Consider the following 18,549-nt stretch of genomic DNA (forward strand, 5'->3'; position numbering starts at 1 on the left):
CCCGACCTATAGGGTCTGATCTTGCAAGGACTCAACCGAGCGGGCCGATTCGAGCGGGGTGAGGGATATGGCGACCAAGGACACCGGCGGCGGACAGCAGAAGGCGACGCGCTCCACGGAGGAGGTCGAGGAGACCACCACGGAGGCGAGCTCCGACCTCCAGGAGCGCCAGGAGAAGCTGAGCGAGGACGTGGACTCCGTCCTGGACGAGATCGACGACGTCCTGGAGGAGAACGCCGAGGACTTCGTTCGATCGTTCGTGCAAAAGGGTGGCGAGTAGCCGCTCGCGCACCTGTCGTCCTCCGTCCCCGGAGCCCCGGAGAAAGCCGCGGGTCCGGGGACGGGTGACAGGCCGTGGCACGGGTAAGGTCCGTGCACAGCAAGCAAGATCGGCCCGCGCTCCGCACGGCGGGCCGACTCTCCCACCCGGAAGGAATCGCGTGGAAGCCAACCCTCGTAGCACCGGGCGTCTGCCGGCGGCCTTCCTGACGCCGGGCTCGTCCTCTTTCCTGGACTTCCTGTCCGCGCACTCGCCGGATCTGCTCCCCGGCCACCGGAAGCTTCCGGAGGGCGTCGTCGAGGCCCCCCACGGCACGACCATCGTGGCCGCCACGTTCCCCGGCGGAGTCGTCCTCGCCGGTGACCGCCGCGCCACCATGGGCAACATGATCGCGCAGCGGGACATCGAGAAGGTGTTCCCGGCCGACGAGTACTCCGCGGTCGGCATCGCCGGCACCGCCGGCCTGGCGGTGGAGATGGTCAAGCTGTTCCAGCTGGAGCTGGAGCACTTCGAGAAGGTGGAGGGCGCGACGCTCTCCCTGGAGGGCAAGGCGAACCGCCTGTCCACCATGATCCGCGGCAACCTCGGCATGGCCATGCAGGGCCTCGCCGTCGTGCCGCTCTTCGCGGGATGGGACGAGGGCAAGGAGAAGGGCCGGATCTTCTCCTACGACGTGACCGGCGGTCGCTCCGAGGAGCACGGCTTCGCCGCCACCGGATCGGGTTCGATCTTCGCGCGCGGCTCGATGAAGAAGCTCTACCGCGACGACCTGACCGAGCAGCAGGCCACCACCCTGGTCGTGCAGGCGCTGTACGACGCGGCGGACGACGACTCCGCGACCGGCGGCCCGGACCTGGCCCGCCGGATCTTCCCGATCGTCACCGTCATCACCGAAGAGGGCTTCCGCAGGCTCACCGAGGCCGAGTCCTCCGAGCTCGCCCGGTCGATCACCGAGCGACGGCTCGAGCAGCCCGACGGGCCGCGCGCCGCCCTGCTCTGACCGCTCGGACCACTCGCCGCTCCAGAAGCCCAGAAGAAAGGGACGGACCGCCGGTGTCCACTCCGTTCTACGTCTCACCCCAGCAGGCCATGGCCGACCGGGCCGAGTACGCCCGCAAGGGCATCGCCCGGGGCCGCAGCCTCGTCGTCCTCCAGTACACCGACGGCATCGTCTTCGTCGGCGAGAACCCGTCCCGCGCCCTCCACAAGTTCAGCGAGATCTACGACCGGATCGGCTTCGCGGCCGCCGGCAAGTACAACGAGTACGAGAACCTGCGCATCGGCGGCGTGCGCTACGCCGACCTGCGGGGTTACACCTACGACCGGGACGACGTCACCGCGCGCGGCCTGGCCAACGTCTACGCGCAGACGCTCGGCACCATCTTCTCCAGCGCGGGGGAGAAGCCGTACGAGGTGGAGCTGGTCGTCGCCGAGGTCGGCACCGAGCCGGAGGGCGACCAGATCTACCGGCTGCCCCACGACGGCTCGATCGTCGACGAGCACGGCTCGGTCGCGGTCGGCGGGAACGCGGAGCAGATCAGCTCCTTCCTCGACCAGCGGCACCGGGACGGCATGTCCCTGGCCGAGGCCCTGAAGCTGGCCGTGCAGGCGCTCTCGCGGGACACCAACGGCAGCGAGCGGGACATCCCCGCCGAGCGCCTGGAGGTGGCGGTCCTGGACCGCACGCGCCCGCAGCAGCGCAAGTTCAAGCGGATCGTCGGCCGCCAGCTCTCGCGCCTCCTGGAGGCGGACAACGCGGCGGTGACCAAGACGGACGAGCCCTCCGACGAGGCTCCCGAGGAGTAGGACGGACCGGTCCTAGGAGCCCCGGCGCGCGCGAGCGGCCGGGGCCCCTCGGCGCGTCTTCCTCCAGGGGAGCCCGGAGGGCCTTCAGGAGGCCGGTGCGGGCCCCGAGGAGCCCCGGGGGACCAGGGCGACGGGAAGGGTCTCCGGGCGGGGCGGTTCGCCCGCCAGGACGGCGAGGAGGGCCTCCATGCCCCGCCGGCCGAACTCCTCGGCGGGTAGCCGGACGGTGGTGAGCTCGGGCTCGACCACCGTGGCCAGGGACATGTCGTCGAAGCCGGTGACCGACAGGTCCTCGGGGACGCGCAGCCCGAGCCGGCGCGCGGCCTTGTAGACGCCGGCCGCGAGGATGTCGTCGTCGCAGACCACCGCCGTGGGGCGGGGCCCGGGGGAGGCGAGGGCCCGGTGCGCGGTCTCCCGCGCGTCCGCGACGTTCAGCGGCGACCGCACGGTGCTGACCTCCGTCCCGCGCAGGGCCCGGGCGAGCGCGTCGGCCCGGACGTCGAAGGTCCAGGACGGCGCCCCGGACGCCAGGTGCAGGAAGCGGCGGTGGCCGAGGCCGAGCAGGTGCTCGGTCACCCGGCGCATCCCGTCCGCGACGTCGAGGTTCACATGGGCGGCGGCGCCGGTGCCGGCCGGGTCGCTGTCGAGCATGACGAGCGGGAGGTCCGTGCCCCGGAAGGCCTCCAGGGCGTCGGTCGCCATGGAGGAGGCGATCACGCCGTCGAGGGCGGCCTGCGCCGAGGCGAAGGGGTCCCGGGCCGGCCCCAGGCCGTCGGGGGAGGGGTAGAGGACCACGCCGAAGCCGTGCCGGGCCGCCGCGGCGGCGGCGCCCGTGTAGACGTGGGCGAAGAACTCGTTGGTGAGGGCCGGGACGACGAGCAGGGCCGTCCTGGTGCGGCCGAGCCGGAGGTTGCGGGCGGCCAGGTTGGGCCGGTAGCCGAGGTCCCGGGCGGCCTCCCGCACGGCGCCCGCGGTGCGCTCGGAGACCCGGCCGCGCCACTTGTCGCCGAGCACCAGGGAGACGGTGGCCTGCGAGACGCCCGCGACCCGGGCGACGTCCCGGCTGGTCGGGCGGGTGCCGCCGAGCGGCTCCGGGGTCTGCACACAAGCCTCCGCGTCGGACGGTCCCAGGGAGCGCGGGGTGGACCCGCGCACAGCCGACATGGTACGTATGACGTCGGACGTTATACGTAAAACCCCGGAGGGATCCGGGCGAGGGGAGACCGACATGGCCACCGAGGCACCGGCACGCGGGGGCTATCTCGACATACTCCGGGCGCCGCACGCGGCCCGACTGCTCGCCGGGACCCTCGTGGGGCGCCTGCCCAACGCCGTCGGCCCCGTCGCCCTCACCCTCTTCGTCCGCGACCAGGGCGGCAGCTACACCCTCGCCGGCGGCCTCATCGCCGCGTACGGCGTCGCCACCGCCCTCGGCCAGCCCCTCCTCGGCCGGGCCGTCGACCTCAAGGGACAGCCCCGGGTGCAGCTGCCCGCCGCGGTCCTCTCCGCCCTCGGCGCGGCCCTGCTCGCCCTCACCGGCATCGGCCACCTCGGCCTCGCCTACGCGGCCGTCGTCCTCGCGGGCCTCTTCACCCCGCCCCTGGAGGGCGGACTGCGGGCCCTGTGGCCGAGCGTCCTCGGCCGCGAGGACCGGGTCCACCGCGCGTACGCCCTCGACGCGGTCGCCCAGGAGGTCATGTTCACCGTCGGGCCCCTGCTCCTGACCCTCCTGATCGCCCTGTGGTCGCCCGCCGCCGCGCTCGTCGCCGTCAACGCCCTCGGCGTCCTCGGCGCCCTCGCCGTCGTCCTCTCCGAGCCCTCCCGCACCTGGCGCTCCGCACCCCGCGAGGCCCACTGGCTGGGCGCCCTCCGCTCGCCCGGCCTCCTCGCCCTCCTCGGCTCCTTCTTCTTCGTCGGCCTCGCCCTCGGCTCCATCACCGTCGCCGCCGTCGCCTACGCGGACGACCGGGGCGCGCCCGCCGTCTACGGCTGGCTGATGGCCGCCCTCGGCCTCGGCGCGCTCCTCGGCGGCGTCGCCTACGGCGCCCGGCAGTGGGCCGGAGCCCCCGAACGGCGCCTGCGCGTCCTCGTGCTGCTCCTCGCGGTCTGCTACCTGCCGCTGGTCCTCGTGCCGGGCCCCGCGGCCATGACGGGCCTCTCGGTCCTCTCGGGCGTCTTCCTGGCCCCCGCCCTCGCCTGCGCCTTCCTCGTCGTCGACCGGCACGCGCCGCGCGGCACCGTCACCGAGGCCTTCTCCTGGCTCGTCACCACCTTCGGCGTCGGCTCGGCCCTCGGTTCCGCCGCCGCCGGCCCCGCCGTCGAACTCGCCGGGACGGCGTCCGGCTTCGCCGTCGCCGGAGCGGGCGGCCTCGTCGCCTTCGTCGTCCTCCTCGCCACCACCCGTGTCCTGGCCGCCCCGAAGGCCCCCGACGCCCCCGCCGCCGCGCACGCCGAAAAGAACACGCCCTGATCGGAAAATGATCCGAACGTGAGTGTCCAACCCGGTTTCAGCACAGGCCCTCAGGCGTAATGTTCAGTCATGGACCGCCGCATTTTCGGGCTGGAGAACGAGTACGGCGTCACGTGCACGTTCAGGGGACAGCGCCGACTGTCTCCTGACGAAGTGGCGCGCTACCTCTTCCGCCGTGTCGTGTCATGGGGCCGCAGCAGCAACGTCTTCCTGCGGAACGGCGCCCGCCTGTACCTCGACGTGGGTTCGCATCCGGAATACGCAACACCGGAATGCGACAACGTGACCGAACTGGTCACCCACGACAAGGCCGGCGAGCGCATTCTCGAAGGCCTGCTCGTCGACGCCGAACGCCGCCTGCACGAGGAGGGAATCGCGGGCGACGTCTACCTCTTCAAGAACAACACCGACTCGGCCGGAAACTCCTACGGCTGCCACGAGAACTATCTCGTCGCCCGCCACGGGGAGTTCTCCCGGCTCGCGGACATCCTCATTCCGTTCCTCGTCACCCGCCAGCTCATCTGCGGCGCGGGGAAGGTCCTCCAGACCCCGCGCGGCGCGGTCTACTGCGTCTCCCAGCGCGCCGAGCACATCTGGGAGGGCGTCAGCTCCGCCACCACCCGCTCGCGGCCCATCATCAACACCAGGGACGAGCCGCACGCCGACGCCGAGCGCTACCGCAGGCTCCACGTCATCGTCGGCGACTCGAACATGTCCGAGACGACCATGCTGCTCAAGGTCGGCGCCACCGACCTCGTGCTCCGCATGATCGAGGCCGGCACCGTGATGCGCGACCTGACCCTGGAGAACCCGATCCGGGCCATCCGCGAGGTCAGCCACGACATCACCGGCCAGCGCAAGGTCCGCCTCGCCAGCGGCCGCGAGGCCTCCGCCCTGGAGGTCCAGCGCGAGTACTACGAGAAGGCCGTGGACTTCGTCGACCGCCGCGGCATCCGCAACGGCACCGTCGCCCAGGTCCTGGAGCTGTGGGGCCGCACGCTCGACGCGATCGAGGCCGAGCGGCTGGACCGCATCGAGACCGAGATCGACTGGGTCATGAAGTACAAGCTCATCGAGCGGTACCGGGCCAAGCACAACATGACCATGTCGAACCCGAGGGTCGCGCAGATAGACCTCGCCTACCACGACATCCACCGTCGCCGCGGGCTGTACTACCTGCTGCAGAAGAACGGTCAGGCGGCCCGGATCTGCAACGACCTGAAGATCTTCGAGGGCAAGTCCGTGCCCCCGCAGACCACCCGGGCCCGCCTCCGCGGCGACTTCATCCGCCGCGCCCAGGAGCAGCGGCGGGACTTCACCGTCGACTGGGTCCACCTCAAGCTCAACGACCAGGCGCAGCGCACGGTCCTGTGCAAGGACCCGTTCCGCTCCGTCGACGACCGGGTGGAGAAGCTGATCGCCGGAATGTGACGGGACCACCGCACGGGTGAACGCGGCGTACGCGGGCTGACCTGTACCCCGGCTCCCACCCCGTACGCCGAAGGCCGCGCCCCTTCCGGGGGCGCGGCCCCGGTTCTGCCGGCCGAGTACGGCGGAACCCCTGCGGGACATGGGCCGCACCGTAGAGTGTGGACGTTCCCATGGCCCCGACTCCCAGTTGGACTGATGAACTACAACACGAAGCGACGTATCGCCGCGCTCCTCGCCGTGCCCGTCCTGCTGATCACCGCCGCGTGCGGTTCGGACTCGGAGAAGAGCGGCTCCTCGGACGGCGCGGTGGCCGAGGTCAAGGGGGAGTTCGGCGCCCAGCCCGACGTCGTCGTCCCCAAGGACGCCAAGGCCGCCGACAAGACGGTGGTCGAGACCGTCACGGAGGGCAGCGGGGCGACGGTCAAGAAGGGCGACTTCGTCAGGCTGGACTGGGCCGTCGAGAAGTGGCAGGAGGACAAGCCGCTCGGCGGCACGTGGGCCCAGCAGCAGACGCCCGCCGCCAAGGGAGCGCACCCGCAGTCCGTCGAGCGGCTCGGTCAGCCGAGCCAGCAGCTTCCGGAGAAGGTCCTCAACGCGGTCGAGGGCAAGAAGGCCGGCTCCCGCATCCTCGTCCAGGGGACCGCGGGCGACCTGGTCGGCGAGAACCTGAACCCGCAGTCGGGTCTGAAGGCCACCGACACCCTGGTCTGGGTCGTCGACGTCGCGGGCGCCGCTGCGGTCGATCCCAAGGCCGAGGTCAAGGGCGCCCAGGCGGCGCCCGCGGCCGGAATGCCGGAGGTGAAGGCCCCCTCCCAGGCCGCCGCGACGATCACCATTCCCAAGGGCGAGAAGGCTCCTACGGAGCTCAAGGAGCAGGTGCTCATCAAGGGCAAGGGCGCCAAGGTCGAGGCGGGCCAGGGACTCATCGCCCAGTACACCGGCGTGAAGTGGGAGGACGGCAAGAAGTTCGACTCCTCCTGGGACCACGGCGGCGCCACCGCCTTCCAGATCGGCACCGGATCGGTGGTCCAGGGCTGGGACAAGGGCCTGGTCGGCAAGAACGTCGGCGACCGCGTGCTCCTGGTGATCCCGCCGGCCCTGGGCTACGGAGCCAACCCGAGCAGCGAGCTGGCGAAGAACACGCTGGTCTTCTCCGTCGACATCCTGGGCGTCGCCTGATCCCCGTCCCGATCACCGATCTGTGAGACTGTTCCGGATCGACGCACCACACGAAGGAGCACACAGCAGTGAGCATCGAGAAGCCCGAGGTCGACTTCCCGGGTGGCGAGCCGCCGAAGGACCTGGAGATCAAGGACATCTGGGAAGGTGACGGCGAGGTCGCCGCGGCCGGCGACGCCGTGCAGGTCCACTACGTGGGCGTGGCCTTCTCCACCGGCGAGGAGTTCGACGCCTCCTGGAACCGCGGCACCCCGCTCGGCTTCCAGCTCGGCATCGGCCAGGTCATCGCGGGCTGGGACCAGGGCGTCCAGGGCATGAAGGTCGGCGGCCGCCGCCAGCTGGTCATCCCCGCGCACCTCGCCTACGGCGACCGCGGCGCCGGCAGCGCCATCGCCCCGGGCGAGTCGCTGATCTTCGTCTGCGACCTCGTGGCCGTCGGCAAGCGCTGACCCACCCGTCCGGACGGGCACGGTCCCGACCGGTGAGGCCTTGAGGGCCCCCGCCGTCCACGGCGGGGGCCCTCGGCTTTTGTCCCCGGACCCCGGGACGGTACGGTCGGACGTCCGGGAAGCGGAACAGGCGGAAGAGGTGCAGGGCGTCGATGGCGATTGCCAAGTCCGAGCGGCTGATGAATCTCGCGCTGTGCCTGCTCGGGACGCGCCGCCCGCTCAGCAAGCGCGAACTCCGCGGCTCCATCGAGGCGTACCTCGAAGCGAGCGGCGAGGACGCCTTCAACCGCATGTTCGAGCGCGACAAGGACGACCTCCGCGAGCTCGGCCTCGTCATCGAGACCGTCGAGAACCTGGAGGGCGAGACCGGCTATCTGGCCCGCCGCGACTCCAACCGGCTGCCGCCCATCACCCTGGATGCCGAGGAGGCCGCCGCGCTCGGCCTCGCCGCCAAGGTCTGGCAGCAGGCCCGCCTCGCCGGGGCCGCCAGCGGCGCCCTCCAGAAGCTCCGCGCCGCCGGCATGCCGGAGGCGGAGGACTCGTACGACGTCCAGCCCAGCGCCCTCGAACCGCGCATCCCGGTCCGCGAGGCCGCCTTCGAGCCCCTCATGCTGGCCTGCCGCGACCGGCGGCCCGTCGTCTTCGACTACCGCAAGGCCAACGCCGCCCGGCCCGGGACCCGCCACGTCGAGCCCTGGACCCTGGAGTGCTGGCGCGGCCACTGGTACCTCGCGGGCTGGGACCGCGACCGCGGCGCCGAGCGCGTCTTCCGCCTCTCCCGGATCACCGGCAAGGTCCGCTCCCGGGCCGGCGCCTTCACCGCGCCCGTGCCCGACGTCGTCACCGTCCGGGAGACCGTCGAGAGCTGGGCCGGCGAGACCGCCACCCGCTCCGCCCGCATCCGGCTCCGGGCCGGCGCCGGCTACCCGCTGCGGGCCCGCGCCCAGTCCGTACGGGAGGGCGCCGACGGCTGGGACGAGCTGGAGATCCCGTACGGGCACGGCCTCGACGCCTGGCTCGTCGAGTTCGGCCCCGACGTCGTCGTACTGGAACCGGCCGATCTGCGGGCCGACGTGGTGGACCGGCTGCGCGCCGTGGCCAAGGGCTGAGGGGAAGACGGACGCATGGCTGCCAACGCGATCGACCAGACGAGGCGGATGCTCTCCCTCGTCACCTACCTCCGCGAGCGCCCCGGCGCCCACGTCGCCGACGTGGCGCGCGCCTTCGGCATCACCGAGGACGAGCTGATCTCCGACCTGGACGTGCTGCCCATGTGCGGCACCAGCTTCCGGGGCGGGGACCTCCTCGACATCGACACCGACGGCGACCGGATCTGGTGGCACAACCCCGACGACGTCGCCGCCCCGCTGCGGCTCGCCGCCGACGAGGCGACCGCCCTGCTCGTCGCCGCCCGCGCCGTCGCCACCCTGCCGGGGCTCCGCGAGAGCGACCGGGAGGCCCTGCTCCGCGCCACCGCCAAGCTGGAGGCTGCGGCCGGCGAGGCCGCCGGGGCCAGCTCCCGGCTCTCGGTGACCTTCGAGGCCGAGGGCGGGGTGTTCGCCGAGGTCGACCGGGCGATCTCCGAGCGCCGCCGGCTCTGGGTGCGCTACTACTCACCCGCGCGCGACGAGCTCACCGAGCGCGAGGTCGACCCGATCCGGCTCTTCGCCGTCGGCCACACCTACATGGAGGCGTGGTGCCGCCTCTCCGAGGCGCGCCGCACCTTCCGGCTCGACCGGGTCGCGGAGATCCGCCTCCTCGACGAGCCCGCCGCGCCGCCGGAGCTGGAGCTGCGGGACCTCTCCGAGAACCTGGTCCAGCCCTCCGCCGACGACCCCGAGGTCGTGGTCGAGGTCGGCCCCGGCGGCCGCTGGGTCGCCGAGTACTACCCGCACGACAGGGCCGACGAGCTGCCCGACGGCGGCCTGCGGATCACCCTGCGGACGCCGGACCCCGCCTCGCTGCGCAGGCTCGCGCTCCGGCTGGGCAGCGACGGGCGCATCGTCGCGCCGGCCGAGCTCGCCGACAGCGCCAGGACGGCCGCCGCCGCCGCGCTCGCCGCGTACGAGAGCGAGTGAGACGCGGCGGCGGACGCCGCGCACGGTCCTCCCCGTCGCGGGGCGGCGACGGGACGCCGGGGACGGTGGACCGGGAGTGTGGGGGACGGAGCGCAGGGGACAGGGGACCAGGAGCGCGGGGGACGGGACGCCGGGAACGGGCGACCCGGGACAGCGACGAGTCGCCGGGGGCCGGAGAGACGAACGGTCGGGGTCGAGGGAGATGAGGAAAATGTCCGTGATGCACGGTTTTGCGGCGACGGTGGCCCCGGTGCTCTTCAAGGCTGCCTGCCCCGACTGCCGTTCCCGCTTCGAACTCTCGGCGAACGCCCTGCGCCTCGCCATCGGGGCCAGCCGCCGCACCACCTTCTACTCCTTCACCTGCCCCGAGTGCGGAAGCTCCGTCCGCAAGCCCGCCGGCGAGCGCATCGTCGAACTCCTCACCGGGGGCGGCGTCCGGACGCTGCGCCTCCACACCACCGTCTGACCCCCCGCCGCCCAACGTCTAGGCTCGTCCCATGTTCTGGCCCATGCTCGCCATCGCCCTCGGCTTCCTCGGCATCGCCGTCCTCGGCGTCCTCGCCGTCAAGGTCTTCCTGGAGGTCCAGCGCCTCGGCCGCCAGGTGGCCCGCACCACGGAGCGGATCACCCGGGCCGCCGAAGAGCTCGAGGACGCCGCCACCGACCTCGCCCGAACCGGCGAGACGCTCCGCTGAACCCGTGCCGTACGCTGCGGTGAGCGGCCCCGGCCGGGGCGCGCGGGACGCAATCGGGAGTACGCACGGGCATTGCCCCCCGTTTACTCCTGCGGGTTACGATCGCAGACAGCGCGGTGGCCGGACACCTGTCCGACCCGCCGGTACGCACACCATGTCGCCTCGGTGAAGAAGGTAAACAGCTATGGGTAGGCTCGGCCCCACCGAGATCATCCTCATCCTCGTCGTCATCATCCTGCTGTTCGGCGCCAAGAAGCTCCCGGACATGGCCCGCTCGCTCGGCAAGTCGGCCCGCATCCTCAAGAGCGAGGCCAAGGCGATGAAGTCCGACGACCAGCAGAGCGCGCCCGCCGACCCGCCGCACGCCGGCACCGTCGCGCCCGACCAGCCCGCCGCTCCGCGCACCATCCAGGCCGCTCCCGGCGACGTGACCAGCGCGCGCCCCGTGACCGAGCCCACGGACACCACCAAGCGCTGACCCGGTCCGCCGCGGCCGCCGCACCGGGCGGCGGCCTGCCGCACGAGATGAGGACGTGGGTTGCCCAAGTCTGCCCGCAAACAGGAGAAGGATCCCGAGGGCCGGATGCCCCTCGTGGAGCACCTCCGCGAACTCCGCAACCGACTGGCGAAGGGTCTCCTCGCCGTCGCCGCGGTGACGATCGTCGCCCTCGTGTACAGCGAGGAGCTGATGCAGTTCCTGACGAAGTCCGTGCCCACCTGCGCGCCGGACGTCACCAGCAACGGCGGAAACTGCGCGATCGTCTCCTTCAACACGCTGATGGCCCCGTTCAGCACGACGATCCAGCTGTCGCTGACGACGGGCCTCGTCGTCGCCAGCCCGATCTGGCTGTACCAGCTGTGGGCCTTCGTCGCGCCCGGACTGCACAGGAACGAGAAGAAGTACACGTACGCCTTCGTCGGCGCGGCCGTGCCGCTCTTCGCCGCCGGCGCCTACCTCGCGTACCTCATCCTCCCCATCAGCGTGAAGGTCCTCATCAGCCTCACGCCCGAGGGCTCCGCGAACATCCTCTCGCTCGGTGACGTCCTCGACTTCACCCTGCGCATGGTGCTCGTCTTCGGCCTCGCCTTCGAGCTCCCGCTCGTCCTGGTGATGCTCAACCTCACCGGCGTCCTCACCGGCCGCCGCATGGCCGGCTGGTGGCGCGGCGTGATCATGGGCGTCTTCGTCTTCGGCGCCGTCATCACCCCCACCACCGACCCCATCGGCATGATCGCCCTCGCCGGGCCCATCACCGTCCTGTACTTCGGGGCCGTCGGCTTCTCCCTCCTCAACGACCGGCGGCGCAGGCGCGGCAACCCCGACGCCGAGCTCGACGACGACGAGGCCTCCGTGCTCGACCTCACCCCCGAGACGGTCGGCGCCGTCGAGTCCGTGGGAGCCCCCCGCGCCCTGCCCGAGCAGGCCACCGGGGAGCCCGGCACCGGAGTGCGGCGCCTCAACGGTTACGACGACATCACCTGATCTCGCGGGTTCCCCGGGCACCGCCCGGGGGACCCCCGGAGACCGGCGGCATCGCCTCCTTCGCCGGCCCCGCCGCCCTCGGAGCACCCGCGCCGGCCGAGCCACATCGCGCCATAAAGATCGCGTCACTGTCAGACGTGGCGGGTAGGCTCGACAACAAGATGACAGAGGACCTCACACCAGCCGAGGCGTACGCGGCCGCCCGCGCCCGCAACGCCGAGCGGGCCACCGCGCTGTACCCCTTCCGCGAGATGTACGACTTCGACCTGGACCCCTTCCAGATCGAGGCGTGCAAGGCCCTCGAAGCGGGCAAGGGGGTACTCGTCGCCGCGCCCACGGGCTCCGGCAAGACCATCGTCGGCGAGTTCGCCGTCCACCTCGCCCTCACCCAGGGCCGCAAGTGCTTCTACACGACCCCTATCAAGGCGCTGTCGAACCAGAAGTACGCCGACCTCGTCAAGCGGTACGGAGCCGACAAGGTCGGCCTGCTCACCGGGGACAACAGCGTCAACGGCGACGCCCCGATCGTCGTCATGACCACCGAAGTCCTCCGCAACATGCTCTACGCGGGCTCCCAGGCCCTCTCCGGCCTCGGATACGTCGTCATGGACGAGGTGCACTACCTCTCGGACCGCTTCCGCGGCGCCGTCTGGGAGGAAGTGATCATCCACCTCCCCGAGTCCGTCACCCTCGTCTCACTCTCCGCGACCGTCTCCAACGCCGAGGAGTTCGGCGACTGGCTCGACACCGTCCGCGGCGACACCGAGGTCATCGTCTCCGAGAGCCGCCCCGTGCCGCTCTGGCAGCACGTCCTCGCCGGACGCCGGATGTACGACCTCTTCGAGGAGGAGACCGACCACGGCGGCCGCGGCGCCTCCCGCCGCGAGGTCAACCCCGACCTCCTCCGCCTCGCCCGCACCGAGAACACGCGCACGTACAACCCGCGCGACCGGCGGCGCGGCAAGATGGTCCGCGAGGCCGACCGCGAGCGCGAGCGCCGCCAGCGCTCCCGCATCTGGACCCCCGGCCGGCCCGAGGTCATCGACCGCCTCGACGCCGAGGGGCTCCTGCCCGCCATCACCTTCATCTTCAGCCGCGCGGGCTGCGAGGCCGCCGTCCAGCAGTGCCTCTACGCGGGACTCCGCCTCAACGACGACGAGGGCCGGCAGCGGGTCCGCGAGATCGTCGAGGCACGCACCGCCTCCATCCCCACCGAGGACCTCCACGTCCTCGGCTACTACGAGTGGCTCGAAGCCCTGGAGCGCGGCATCGCCGCCCACCACGCCGGCATGCTCCCCACCTTCAAGGAGGTCGTCGAGGAGCTGTTCGTCCGCGGCCTCGTCAAGGCGGTCTTCGCCACCGAGACCCTCGCCCTCGGCATCAACATGCCCGCCCGGTCCGTCGTGCTCGAAAAGCTGGTCAAGTGGAACGGCGAGCAGCACGCCGACATCACCCCCGGCGAGTACACGCAGCTCACCGGCCGCGCCGGACGCCGCGGCATCGACGTCGAGGGACACGCCGTCGTCCTCTGGCAGCGCGGCCTCGACCCCGGCCACCTCGCCGGACTCGCCGGCACCCGCACGTACCCGCTGCGCTCCAGCTTCAAGCCCTCGTACAACATGGCGGTCAACCTCGTCGACCAGTTCGGCCGGCACCGGTCCCGCGAACTCCTCGAAACCTCGTTCGCGCAGTTCCAGGCCGACCGCTCCGTCGTCGGGATCTCCCGGCAGGTCCAGAAGAACGAAGAGGGCCTGGAGGGCTACCGCGAGGGCATGACCTGCCACCTCGGGGACTTCGAGGAGTACGCGCTGCTCCGCCGCGACCTCAAGGACCGCGAGACGGAGCTGGCCCGGCAGGGCGCCGCCCAGCGCCGCGCCCAGGCGGCGAACTCCCTGGAGAAGCTGAAGCCCGGCGACATCATCCACGTCCCCACCGGCAAGTTCGCCGGCCTCGCCCTCGTCCTCGACCCCGGCATCCCGGCGGGCCGCACCAACGGACACCGCGGCTTCGAGCACCACGACGGGCCCCGCCCGCTCGTCCTCACCGCCGAGCGGCAGGTCAAGAGGCTCGCCTCCATCGACTTCCCCGTCCCGGTCGAGGCGCTGGAGCGCATGAGGATCCCCAAGTCCTTCAACCCGCGCTCCCCGCAGTCCCGCCGCGACCTCGCCTCCGCACTGCGCAGCAAGGCCGGCCACATCAACCCCGAGCGGCACCGCAAGGACCGCGCCGCCGCCGCCGACGACCGCGAGATCGCCCGGCTGCGCACCGCGATCCGCGCACACCCCTGCCACGGCTGCGACGAGCGCGAGGACCACGCCCGCTGGGCCGAGCGTTATCACCGCCTCCAGCGCGACACCCGGCAGCTGGAGCGGCGCATCGAGGGCCGCACCAACACCATCGCCCGCACTTTCGACCGGATCGTCGCGCTCCTCACCGAGCTCGACTACCTGCGCGGCGACGAGGTCACGGACAACGGCAAGCGGCTCGCCCGGCTCTACGGCGAACTCGACCTGCTGGCCAGCGAATGCCTCCGCGACCGGGTCTGGGAGGGTCTCACCCCGCCCGAACTCGCCGCCTGCGTCTCCGCGCTCGTGTACGAGTCCCGCCAGGCCGACGACGCCGTCGCGCCCAAGCTGCCCACCGGCAACGCCAAGGCGGCGCTCGGCGAGATGGTCCGGATCTGGGGACGCCTCGACGCCCTCGAAGAGGAGTTCAAGATCAACCAGGCGGAGGGGGTGGGCCAGCGCGAGCCCGACCTCGGATTCGCCTGGGCCGCCTACCAGTGGGCCTCCGACAAGAGCCTCGACCAGGTGCTCCGCGAGGCGGAGATGCCCGCCGGCGACTTCGTCCGCTGGTGCAAGCAGGTGATCGACGTCCTCGGACAGATCGCCGCCGCCGCGCCCAAGGAGGACAGCACCGTCTCCAAGAACGCCCGCAAGGCCGTCGACTCGCTGCTGCGGGGCGTCGTCGCCTACAGCTCGGTGGGCTGACCTTCCTCACCTCATCGGGTGAGTTCCGGCCGGGGCCCATGGCGATCACGCCATGGGCCCCGGCCTTTGTCGTGTTCTCAACGCCGTTGTCCACAGGCTGTCGTCCACAGGGGTGGCGCGGAGCCCGGACCTTCCGCTTGCATGGACTCACATGCAGGGAAGGGCAGTTGGGGAGGGGAAACGGATGACCACGCACACCGGTCCGGATGCCGGGACGCGCGACGGGGAACGACCGACGGGAACGCCTGCCCGGGGGCCGGCGGCCTTCGTGGAAGGACCACGGGGCGTGCCCCTCCTCGGCAACCTGCCCGCCTTCGGCAAGGACCCCCTCGCCTTCTTCGAACAGCTCCGGGACCGGGGAGACTTCGTCCGCTGGCGCTTCGGCCGCAGCCGCGCCCTCTTCATCGCCCACCCCGACAACATCGGCGAACTCCTCACCGAGGTCGAGCGCACCTTCGACCAGCCCGACCTCGGCATCGCCTTCCGCACCCTCCTCGGCAACGGCGTCGTCGTCGCCAAGGGCGCCGACTGGCGGCGCAAGCGCTCCCTCGTCCAGCCCTCCGTCCGCCCCAAGCAGGTCCGCTCCTACGCGGCGACCATGGCCGAATGCGCCGTCGGGCTCGCCGACCGGTGGACCGACGGACAGCGGATCGACATCAAGAAGGAGATGGCCGCCCTCACCCAGCTCATCGCCGTCCGCACCATCTTCGGCGTCGACACGGCCGCCGACGCCGAGTCCATCGGCCGGGCGATGGACGTCGCGCAGAAGGAGATCGGAGCCGAGTTCAGCGGCATCGGAGCCCTGCTGCCCGACTGGATCCCCACCCCCGGACGCGCCCGCATCAAGCGAGCCACGGCCGTCATCGACGCCGAGGTCTCCCGGATCGTCTCCCGCCACCGCGACGGCGACACCGAACGCCCCGACCTGCTCAGCCGGCTCCTCGCCGCCCGGGACGAGACCGGCGCCCGCCTCTCCGACCGGGAGATACGCGACGAGACGGTCACCCTCTACATCGGCGGCCACGAGACCACCAGCTCCACCCTCGTCTGGGCCTGGCACCTGCTCTCCCGCAACCCCCGGGTCCGGGACGCCCTCACCGAAGAATTCGACCGGGTCCTCGCCGACCACGAACCGGGATACGACGACTACGCCTCCCTCACCTACACCCAGGCCGTCGTCAAGGAGACCCTCCGGCTCTACCCCACCATCTGGCTCATCACCGGCCTCGCGAAGGAGGGCGCCACCATCGGAGGCACACCCGTCCCCGCCGGCACCCGCGTCTGGTCCAGCCAGTGGGCCACCCACCGCGACCCCCGCTGGTACGGCGACCCGGAGGCCTTCCGCCCCGAGCGCTGGCTGACCGGAGAGCAGGAGGGGAGGAAGGGCGACGAACCGGCAGAGGGGGCAGCCGGGGAGATACCCGAGTACGCCTGGTTCCCGTTCGGCGGCGGTCCCCGCGTGTGCCTCGGCACCCGCTTCGCCCTCGTCGAGGCGGTCCTCGTCCTCGCGGTCCTCGCCCGCCGCTTCCACCTGGACGTCACCGCCGACGGGATACGCCCGGTCCCCAGCCTCACCCTCCAGCCGGACCGGGACGTCCTGGCGACGGTCCGCGCCAGGGACTCCAGGGACTGAGGCAGGGCCAGAGACCGGGGCCGAGAACTGGATCGCCGGGTGTCTTCAGTCGGCCGAGGCCAGGGCCCTCGCCAGGTCCCGCAGGTCGTCGGCGCGCAGGACGCGGCCGCCGAAGCCGGGAAGGGGGACGTGGAGGACCGGCAGCCAGCGGGCGGGGACGGCGGCGGAGCCGTACACCGCGCCCGCGAGCGTGCCGGTCACCGCCGCCACCGTGTCGGTGTCGCCGCCCAGGTCGACCGCCGTGGCGAGGGCCTCCTCGAAGGAGCGGGTGGTGCGCAGCGCCCACACCGCCGAGCCGAGGCAGGGCCAGACCGCGCCGTTGAACTCGGTCGCGTGGTCGGGGTGCCAGTCCGGGGCGAGCACCTTCGCCCACCGGTCCCGGTGGGCGGGGTCCACTTCGGCGAGGGCGGCGGGCAGGGCGGCGAGCGGATCCTCGCCGAGGAGGGCGACCCGGACCAGCTCGTGGAGGACCGCCGTGCCCTCCCAGGCCGCGCCGTCGCCGTGCGTCAGGGCGGCGATGCGGCGGGCGGCGTCCATGGTCGCCGCCCGCCCCCGCGCCGCGAAGTACACGGCCGAGGTGGCGGCACGCATCAGCGAACCGTTTCCGGCGGCGTGCGTGTTGACCTGGAAATGGAGGGCGGAGGCGAGGTTCCACGGGTCGCCGCCGAGGAGCACCTGCTCGGTCTGGAGGCCGATGTCCTTGGGGTCGGCCGCCGCCCAGCGGCGGAAGCGGTCGAAGACATCCGGCAGATCGAGGCCGCCCCGTTCGAGGAGGGACTCCCCGAGCAGGACGGCCATCTGCGTGTCGTCCGTGGCCTCACCGGGGTCCCAGCCGCCGCCTCCGCACAGCTCGCCGACGCCGTCCGGGAAGCGCTCCCGGAAGACGCCGGGGAGGCCGAACTCGAAGGGTGCGCCCAGGGCGTCGCCGGCGGCGGAGCCCAGAACGGCGCCGACGGCGCGGTCGGTGATCGTCATCCGGTCAGCTTAGGAAGGGAGTGGGAGGTTGTCGGGAGCGGGGAGTCGGGCGTGGAGGGTGAGGGTGAGGGGGAGGGTTCCCCGGGAGAGGAGGTGCGGAGGGAGAGGACGGTGGCGGCCGCGCCCAGTGCCACGATCGCCCCCGCGCCCGCCAGCGTCACGCCGTCCGGGGCGAACAGGGCCTGGCCCCGCAGCGCCTGCCAGGTCAGCAGGACGAAGACCGCCGCGTAGGCCGTCGAGGCGGTGAGGGCGAGGCGCAGCCGGACCCGTTCGTCGGCGAGGCGGGCGAGGGGGGCGAGACGGGGCGAACGGGAGGAGCGGGCGGCGAGGGCGGCCAGGATGAGCAGGACCAGGGGGAGCAGTTGGAGCGCGTGCATGCCGAAGAAGTGCGCCACGCGCAGGTCGCCGCCGGTGGTGGCCCAGCCGGTCACCGGAAGGGCCGGGCCGCCGTCCGGAACGCCGACGCTGTGCGCGCCGACGACCGTCGGGTTGTCGGTCGCGAGCTGTTCCGGCGTCGGACGCACCATCAGGAAGCCGACGGCGGCGCCCGCCAGGGCGATCAGGGAGGAGAGCCGGACGGCCCAGGCCATGGCGCGGTCGAGGATCCGGGCGCGCAGCAGGAGCAGGGCGATGACCAGGGCACCGAGCCACAGCACGACGACGGTGCCGCCCATGATCTGGAAGACGGTGTTGTCGAACGGGGTCGCCTGGTTGAAGTGGCTCCGGGTGCCCCGTACCACCTGGAGGGTGATGAGGGCCATCTCCACCGCGCTCGCGGCGGCGACCACCGTTCCGGCCCACCAGCCGGCCCGGCGGCCCCGGTGGAGCAACGAGAGCATCCAGGCGAGCGAGAGGGCGTAGGCGACGAACGAGACCGAGAACTTGAACGGCTTGGCCCAGATCGGTGCGCCGACCAGGACCCGGTCGTCGACCACCAGACCGACGGCGGAGACGAGCGCGAGGACGCCCATTGAGACGGCGAACCAGACCAGGGGCCGGTGTAACCGGACGAGCGGGGCGAGCGGGTGGGGCGAGGTGTGTGGGCTCGACGAAGACATACGAATCCCCCCGTGGGAAAGT

At 72.3% G+C, this 18,549-nt stretch carries 18 protein-coding genes; 15 read left to right on the forward strand and 3 right to left on the reverse strand.

All coding sequences use genetic code 11. The features are described 5' to 3' along the window. Positions 1–67: 67 nt before the first annotated feature. The 3 genes from AB0398_RS23035 (at position 68) to prcA (ending at position 2,086) form a co-directional block, all read left to right on the forward strand. Positions 68–280, forward strand: a complete 213-nt coding sequence (locus tag AB0398_RS23035; RefSeq protein WP_030213091.1) for a ubiquitin-like protein Pup — start codon at positions 68–70, stop codon at positions 278–280. A 160-nt stretch (positions 281–440) separates the two neighbouring features. After that, complete coding sequence (gene prcB, locus AB0398_RS23040) at positions 441–1,280, forward strand: proteasome subunit beta (RefSeq protein WP_366377502.1); 840 nt, start codon at positions 441–443, stop codon at positions 1,278–1,280. Positions 1,281–1,333: 53 nt separating this feature from the next. Beyond that, on the forward strand, positions 1,334–2,086 hold the full coding sequence (gene prcA, locus AB0398_RS23045; RefSeq protein ID WP_125659034.1) for a proteasome subunit alpha: 753 nt from the start codon (positions 1,334–1,336) through the stop codon (positions 2,084–2,086). A gap of 84 nt (positions 2,087–2,170) precedes the next feature. Here prcA and AB0398_RS23050 read toward each other — a convergent pair whose 3' ends face one another. Continuing rightward, positions 2,171–3,190, reverse strand: a complete 1,020-nt coding sequence (locus AB0398_RS23050) for a LacI family DNA-binding transcriptional regulator (protein WP_366377642.1) — start codon at positions 3,188–3,190, stop codon at positions 2,171–2,173. Between the two features lie 124 nt (positions 3,191–3,314). Between AB0398_RS23050 and AB0398_RS23055 the strand changes: the two genes are divergently transcribed. From AB0398_RS23055 to AB0398_RS23110, 12 genes are all read left to right on the forward strand, one after another. Further along, entirely contained in the window at positions 3,315–4,556 is a 1,242-nt protein-coding gene (locus AB0398_RS23055) for an MFS transporter (protein WP_366377503.1), read from the forward strand. 69 nt (positions 4,557–4,625) lie between these two features. Next, entirely contained in the window at positions 4,626–5,987 is a 1,362-nt protein-coding gene (gene pafA, locus AB0398_RS23060) for a Pup--protein ligase (protein ID WP_366377504.1), read from the forward strand. A gap of 195 nt (positions 5,988–6,182) precedes the next feature. After that, positions 6,183–7,166 carry an FKBP-type peptidyl-prolyl cis-trans isomerase gene (locus AB0398_RS23065; RefSeq protein ID WP_366377505.1) on the forward strand — a complete coding sequence of 328 codons (984 nt, stop codon included), beginning with the start codon at positions 6,183–6,185 and terminating at the stop codon, positions 7,164–7,166. Positions 7,167–7,234: 68 nt separating this feature from the next. After that, on the forward strand, positions 7,235–7,615 hold the full coding sequence (locus AB0398_RS23070; protein WP_366377506.1) for an FKBP-type peptidyl-prolyl cis-trans isomerase: 381 nt from the start codon (positions 7,235–7,237) through the stop codon (positions 7,613–7,615). A 152-nt stretch (positions 7,616–7,767) separates the two neighbouring features. Further along, positions 7,768–8,724 (forward strand): WYL domain-containing protein, encoded by a 957-nt coding sequence (locus AB0398_RS23075; protein WP_053640242.1) that lies wholly within the window; start codon positions 7,768–7,770, stop codon positions 8,722–8,724. Between the two features lie 15 nt (positions 8,725–8,739). Beyond that, positions 8,740–9,693 (forward strand): WYL domain-containing protein, encoded by a 954-nt coding sequence (locus AB0398_RS23080; protein WP_366377507.1) that lies wholly within the window; start codon positions 8,740–8,742, stop codon positions 9,691–9,693. A 202-nt stretch (positions 9,694–9,895) separates the two neighbouring features. Beyond that, positions 9,896–10,159 carry a hypothetical protein gene (locus AB0398_RS23085; protein WP_366377508.1) on the forward strand — a complete coding sequence of 88 codons (264 nt, stop codon included), beginning with the start codon at positions 9,896–9,898 and terminating at the stop codon, positions 10,157–10,159. Between the two features lie 31 nt (positions 10,160–10,190). Continuing rightward, on the forward strand, positions 10,191–10,388 hold the full coding sequence (locus tag AB0398_RS23090; RefSeq protein ID WP_366377509.1) for a hypothetical protein: 198 nt from the start codon (positions 10,191–10,193) through the stop codon (positions 10,386–10,388). Positions 10,389–10,572: 184 nt separating this feature from the next. Beyond that, positions 10,573–10,866 (forward strand): Sec-independent protein translocase subunit TatA, encoded by a 294-nt coding sequence (gene tatA / locus AB0398_RS23095; protein ID WP_366377510.1) that lies wholly within the window; start codon positions 10,573–10,575, stop codon positions 10,864–10,866. 105 nt (positions 10,867–10,971) lie between these two features. Next, on the forward strand, positions 10,972–11,871 hold the full coding sequence (tatC, locus tag AB0398_RS23100; protein WP_366377643.1) for a twin-arginine translocase subunit TatC: 900 nt from the start codon (positions 10,972–10,974) through the stop codon (positions 11,869–11,871). A gap of 161 nt (positions 11,872–12,032) precedes the next feature. Continuing rightward, a complete protein-coding gene (locus AB0398_RS23105; RefSeq protein ID WP_366377511.1) occupies positions 12,033–14,861 on the forward strand; it encodes a DEAD/DEAH box helicase in 2,829 nt (942 codons plus the stop codon). Between the two features lie 184 nt (positions 14,862–15,045). After that, entirely contained in the window at positions 15,046–16,494 is a 1,449-nt protein-coding gene (locus AB0398_RS23110) for a cytochrome P450 (RefSeq protein ID WP_366377512.1), read from the forward strand. Positions 16,495–16,539: 45 nt separating this feature from the next. Here AB0398_RS23110 and AB0398_RS23115 read toward each other — a convergent pair whose 3' ends face one another. Then, positions 16,540–17,469 carry an ADP-ribosylglycohydrolase family protein gene (locus tag AB0398_RS23115; RefSeq protein ID WP_366377513.1) on the reverse strand — a complete coding sequence of 310 codons (930 nt, stop codon included), beginning with the start codon at positions 17,467–17,469 and terminating at the stop codon, positions 16,540–16,542. Continuing rightward, positions 17,466–18,440 carry a hypothetical protein gene (locus AB0398_RS23120; protein ID WP_366377644.1) on the reverse strand — a complete coding sequence of 325 codons (975 nt, stop codon included), beginning with the start codon at positions 18,438–18,440 and terminating at the stop codon, positions 17,466–17,468. Before AB0398_RS23120 ends, AB0398_RS23115 begins: the two co-directional genes overlap by 4 nt. Positions 18,441–18,549 lie beyond the last annotated feature (109 nt).

The sequence above is a fragment of the Streptomyces sp. NPDC086147 genome, from assembly GCF_040702165.1.
Taxonomy (GTDB): Bacteria; Actinomycetota; Actinomycetes; order Streptomycetales; family Streptomycetaceae; genus Streptomyces.

Coding starts and splice junctions, on each gene's coding strand:
- AB0398_RS23080 (WP_366377507.1), top strand. CDS start 8,740: ATGGCTGCCAACGCGATCGACCAGACGAGGCGGATGCTCTCCCTCGTC.
- AB0398_RS23055 (WP_366377503.1), top strand. CDS start 3,315: ATGGCCACCGAGGCACCGGCACGCGGGGGCTATCTCGACATACTCCGG.
- AB0398_RS23085 (WP_366377508.1), top strand. CDS start 9,896: ATGAGGAAAATGTCCGTGATGCACGGTTTTGCGGCGACGGTGGCCCCG.
- AB0398_RS23120 (WP_366377644.1), bottom strand. CDS start 18,440: ATGGGCGTCCTCGCGCTCGTCTCCGCCGTCGGTCTGGTGGTCGACGAC.
- tatA (WP_366377510.1), top strand. CDS start 10,573: ATGGGTAGGCTCGGCCCCACCGAGATCATCCTCATCCTCGTCGTCATC.
- AB0398_RS23110 (WP_366377512.1), top strand. CDS start 15,046: ATGACCACGCACACCGGTCCGGATGCCGGGACGCGCGACGGGGAACGA.
- AB0398_RS23075 (WP_053640242.1), top strand. CDS start 7,768: ATGGCGATTGCCAAGTCCGAGCGGCTGATGAATCTCGCGCTGTGCCTG.
- tatC (WP_366377643.1), top strand. CDS start 10,972: ATGCCCCTCGTGGAGCACCTCCGCGAACTCCGCAACCGACTGGCGAAG.
- AB0398_RS23065 (WP_366377505.1), top strand. CDS start 6,183: ATGAACTACAACACGAAGCGACGTATCGCCGCGCTCCTCGCCGTGCCC.
- AB0398_RS23115 (WP_366377513.1), bottom strand. CDS start 17,469: ATGACGATCACCGACCGCGCCGTCGGCGCCGTTCTGGGCTCCGCCGCC.
- AB0398_RS23035 (WP_030213091.1), top strand. CDS start 68: ATGGCGACCAAGGACACCGGCGGCGGACAGCAGAAGGCGACGCGCTCC.
- AB0398_RS23105 (WP_366377511.1), top strand. CDS start 12,033: ATGACAGAGGACCTCACACCAGCCGAGGCGTACGCGGCCGCCCGCGCC.
- pafA (WP_366377504.1), top strand. CDS start 4,626: ATGGACCGCCGCATTTTCGGGCTGGAGAACGAGTACGGCGTCACGTGC.
- AB0398_RS23090 (WP_366377509.1), top strand. CDS start 10,191: ATGTTCTGGCCCATGCTCGCCATCGCCCTCGGCTTCCTCGGCATCGCC.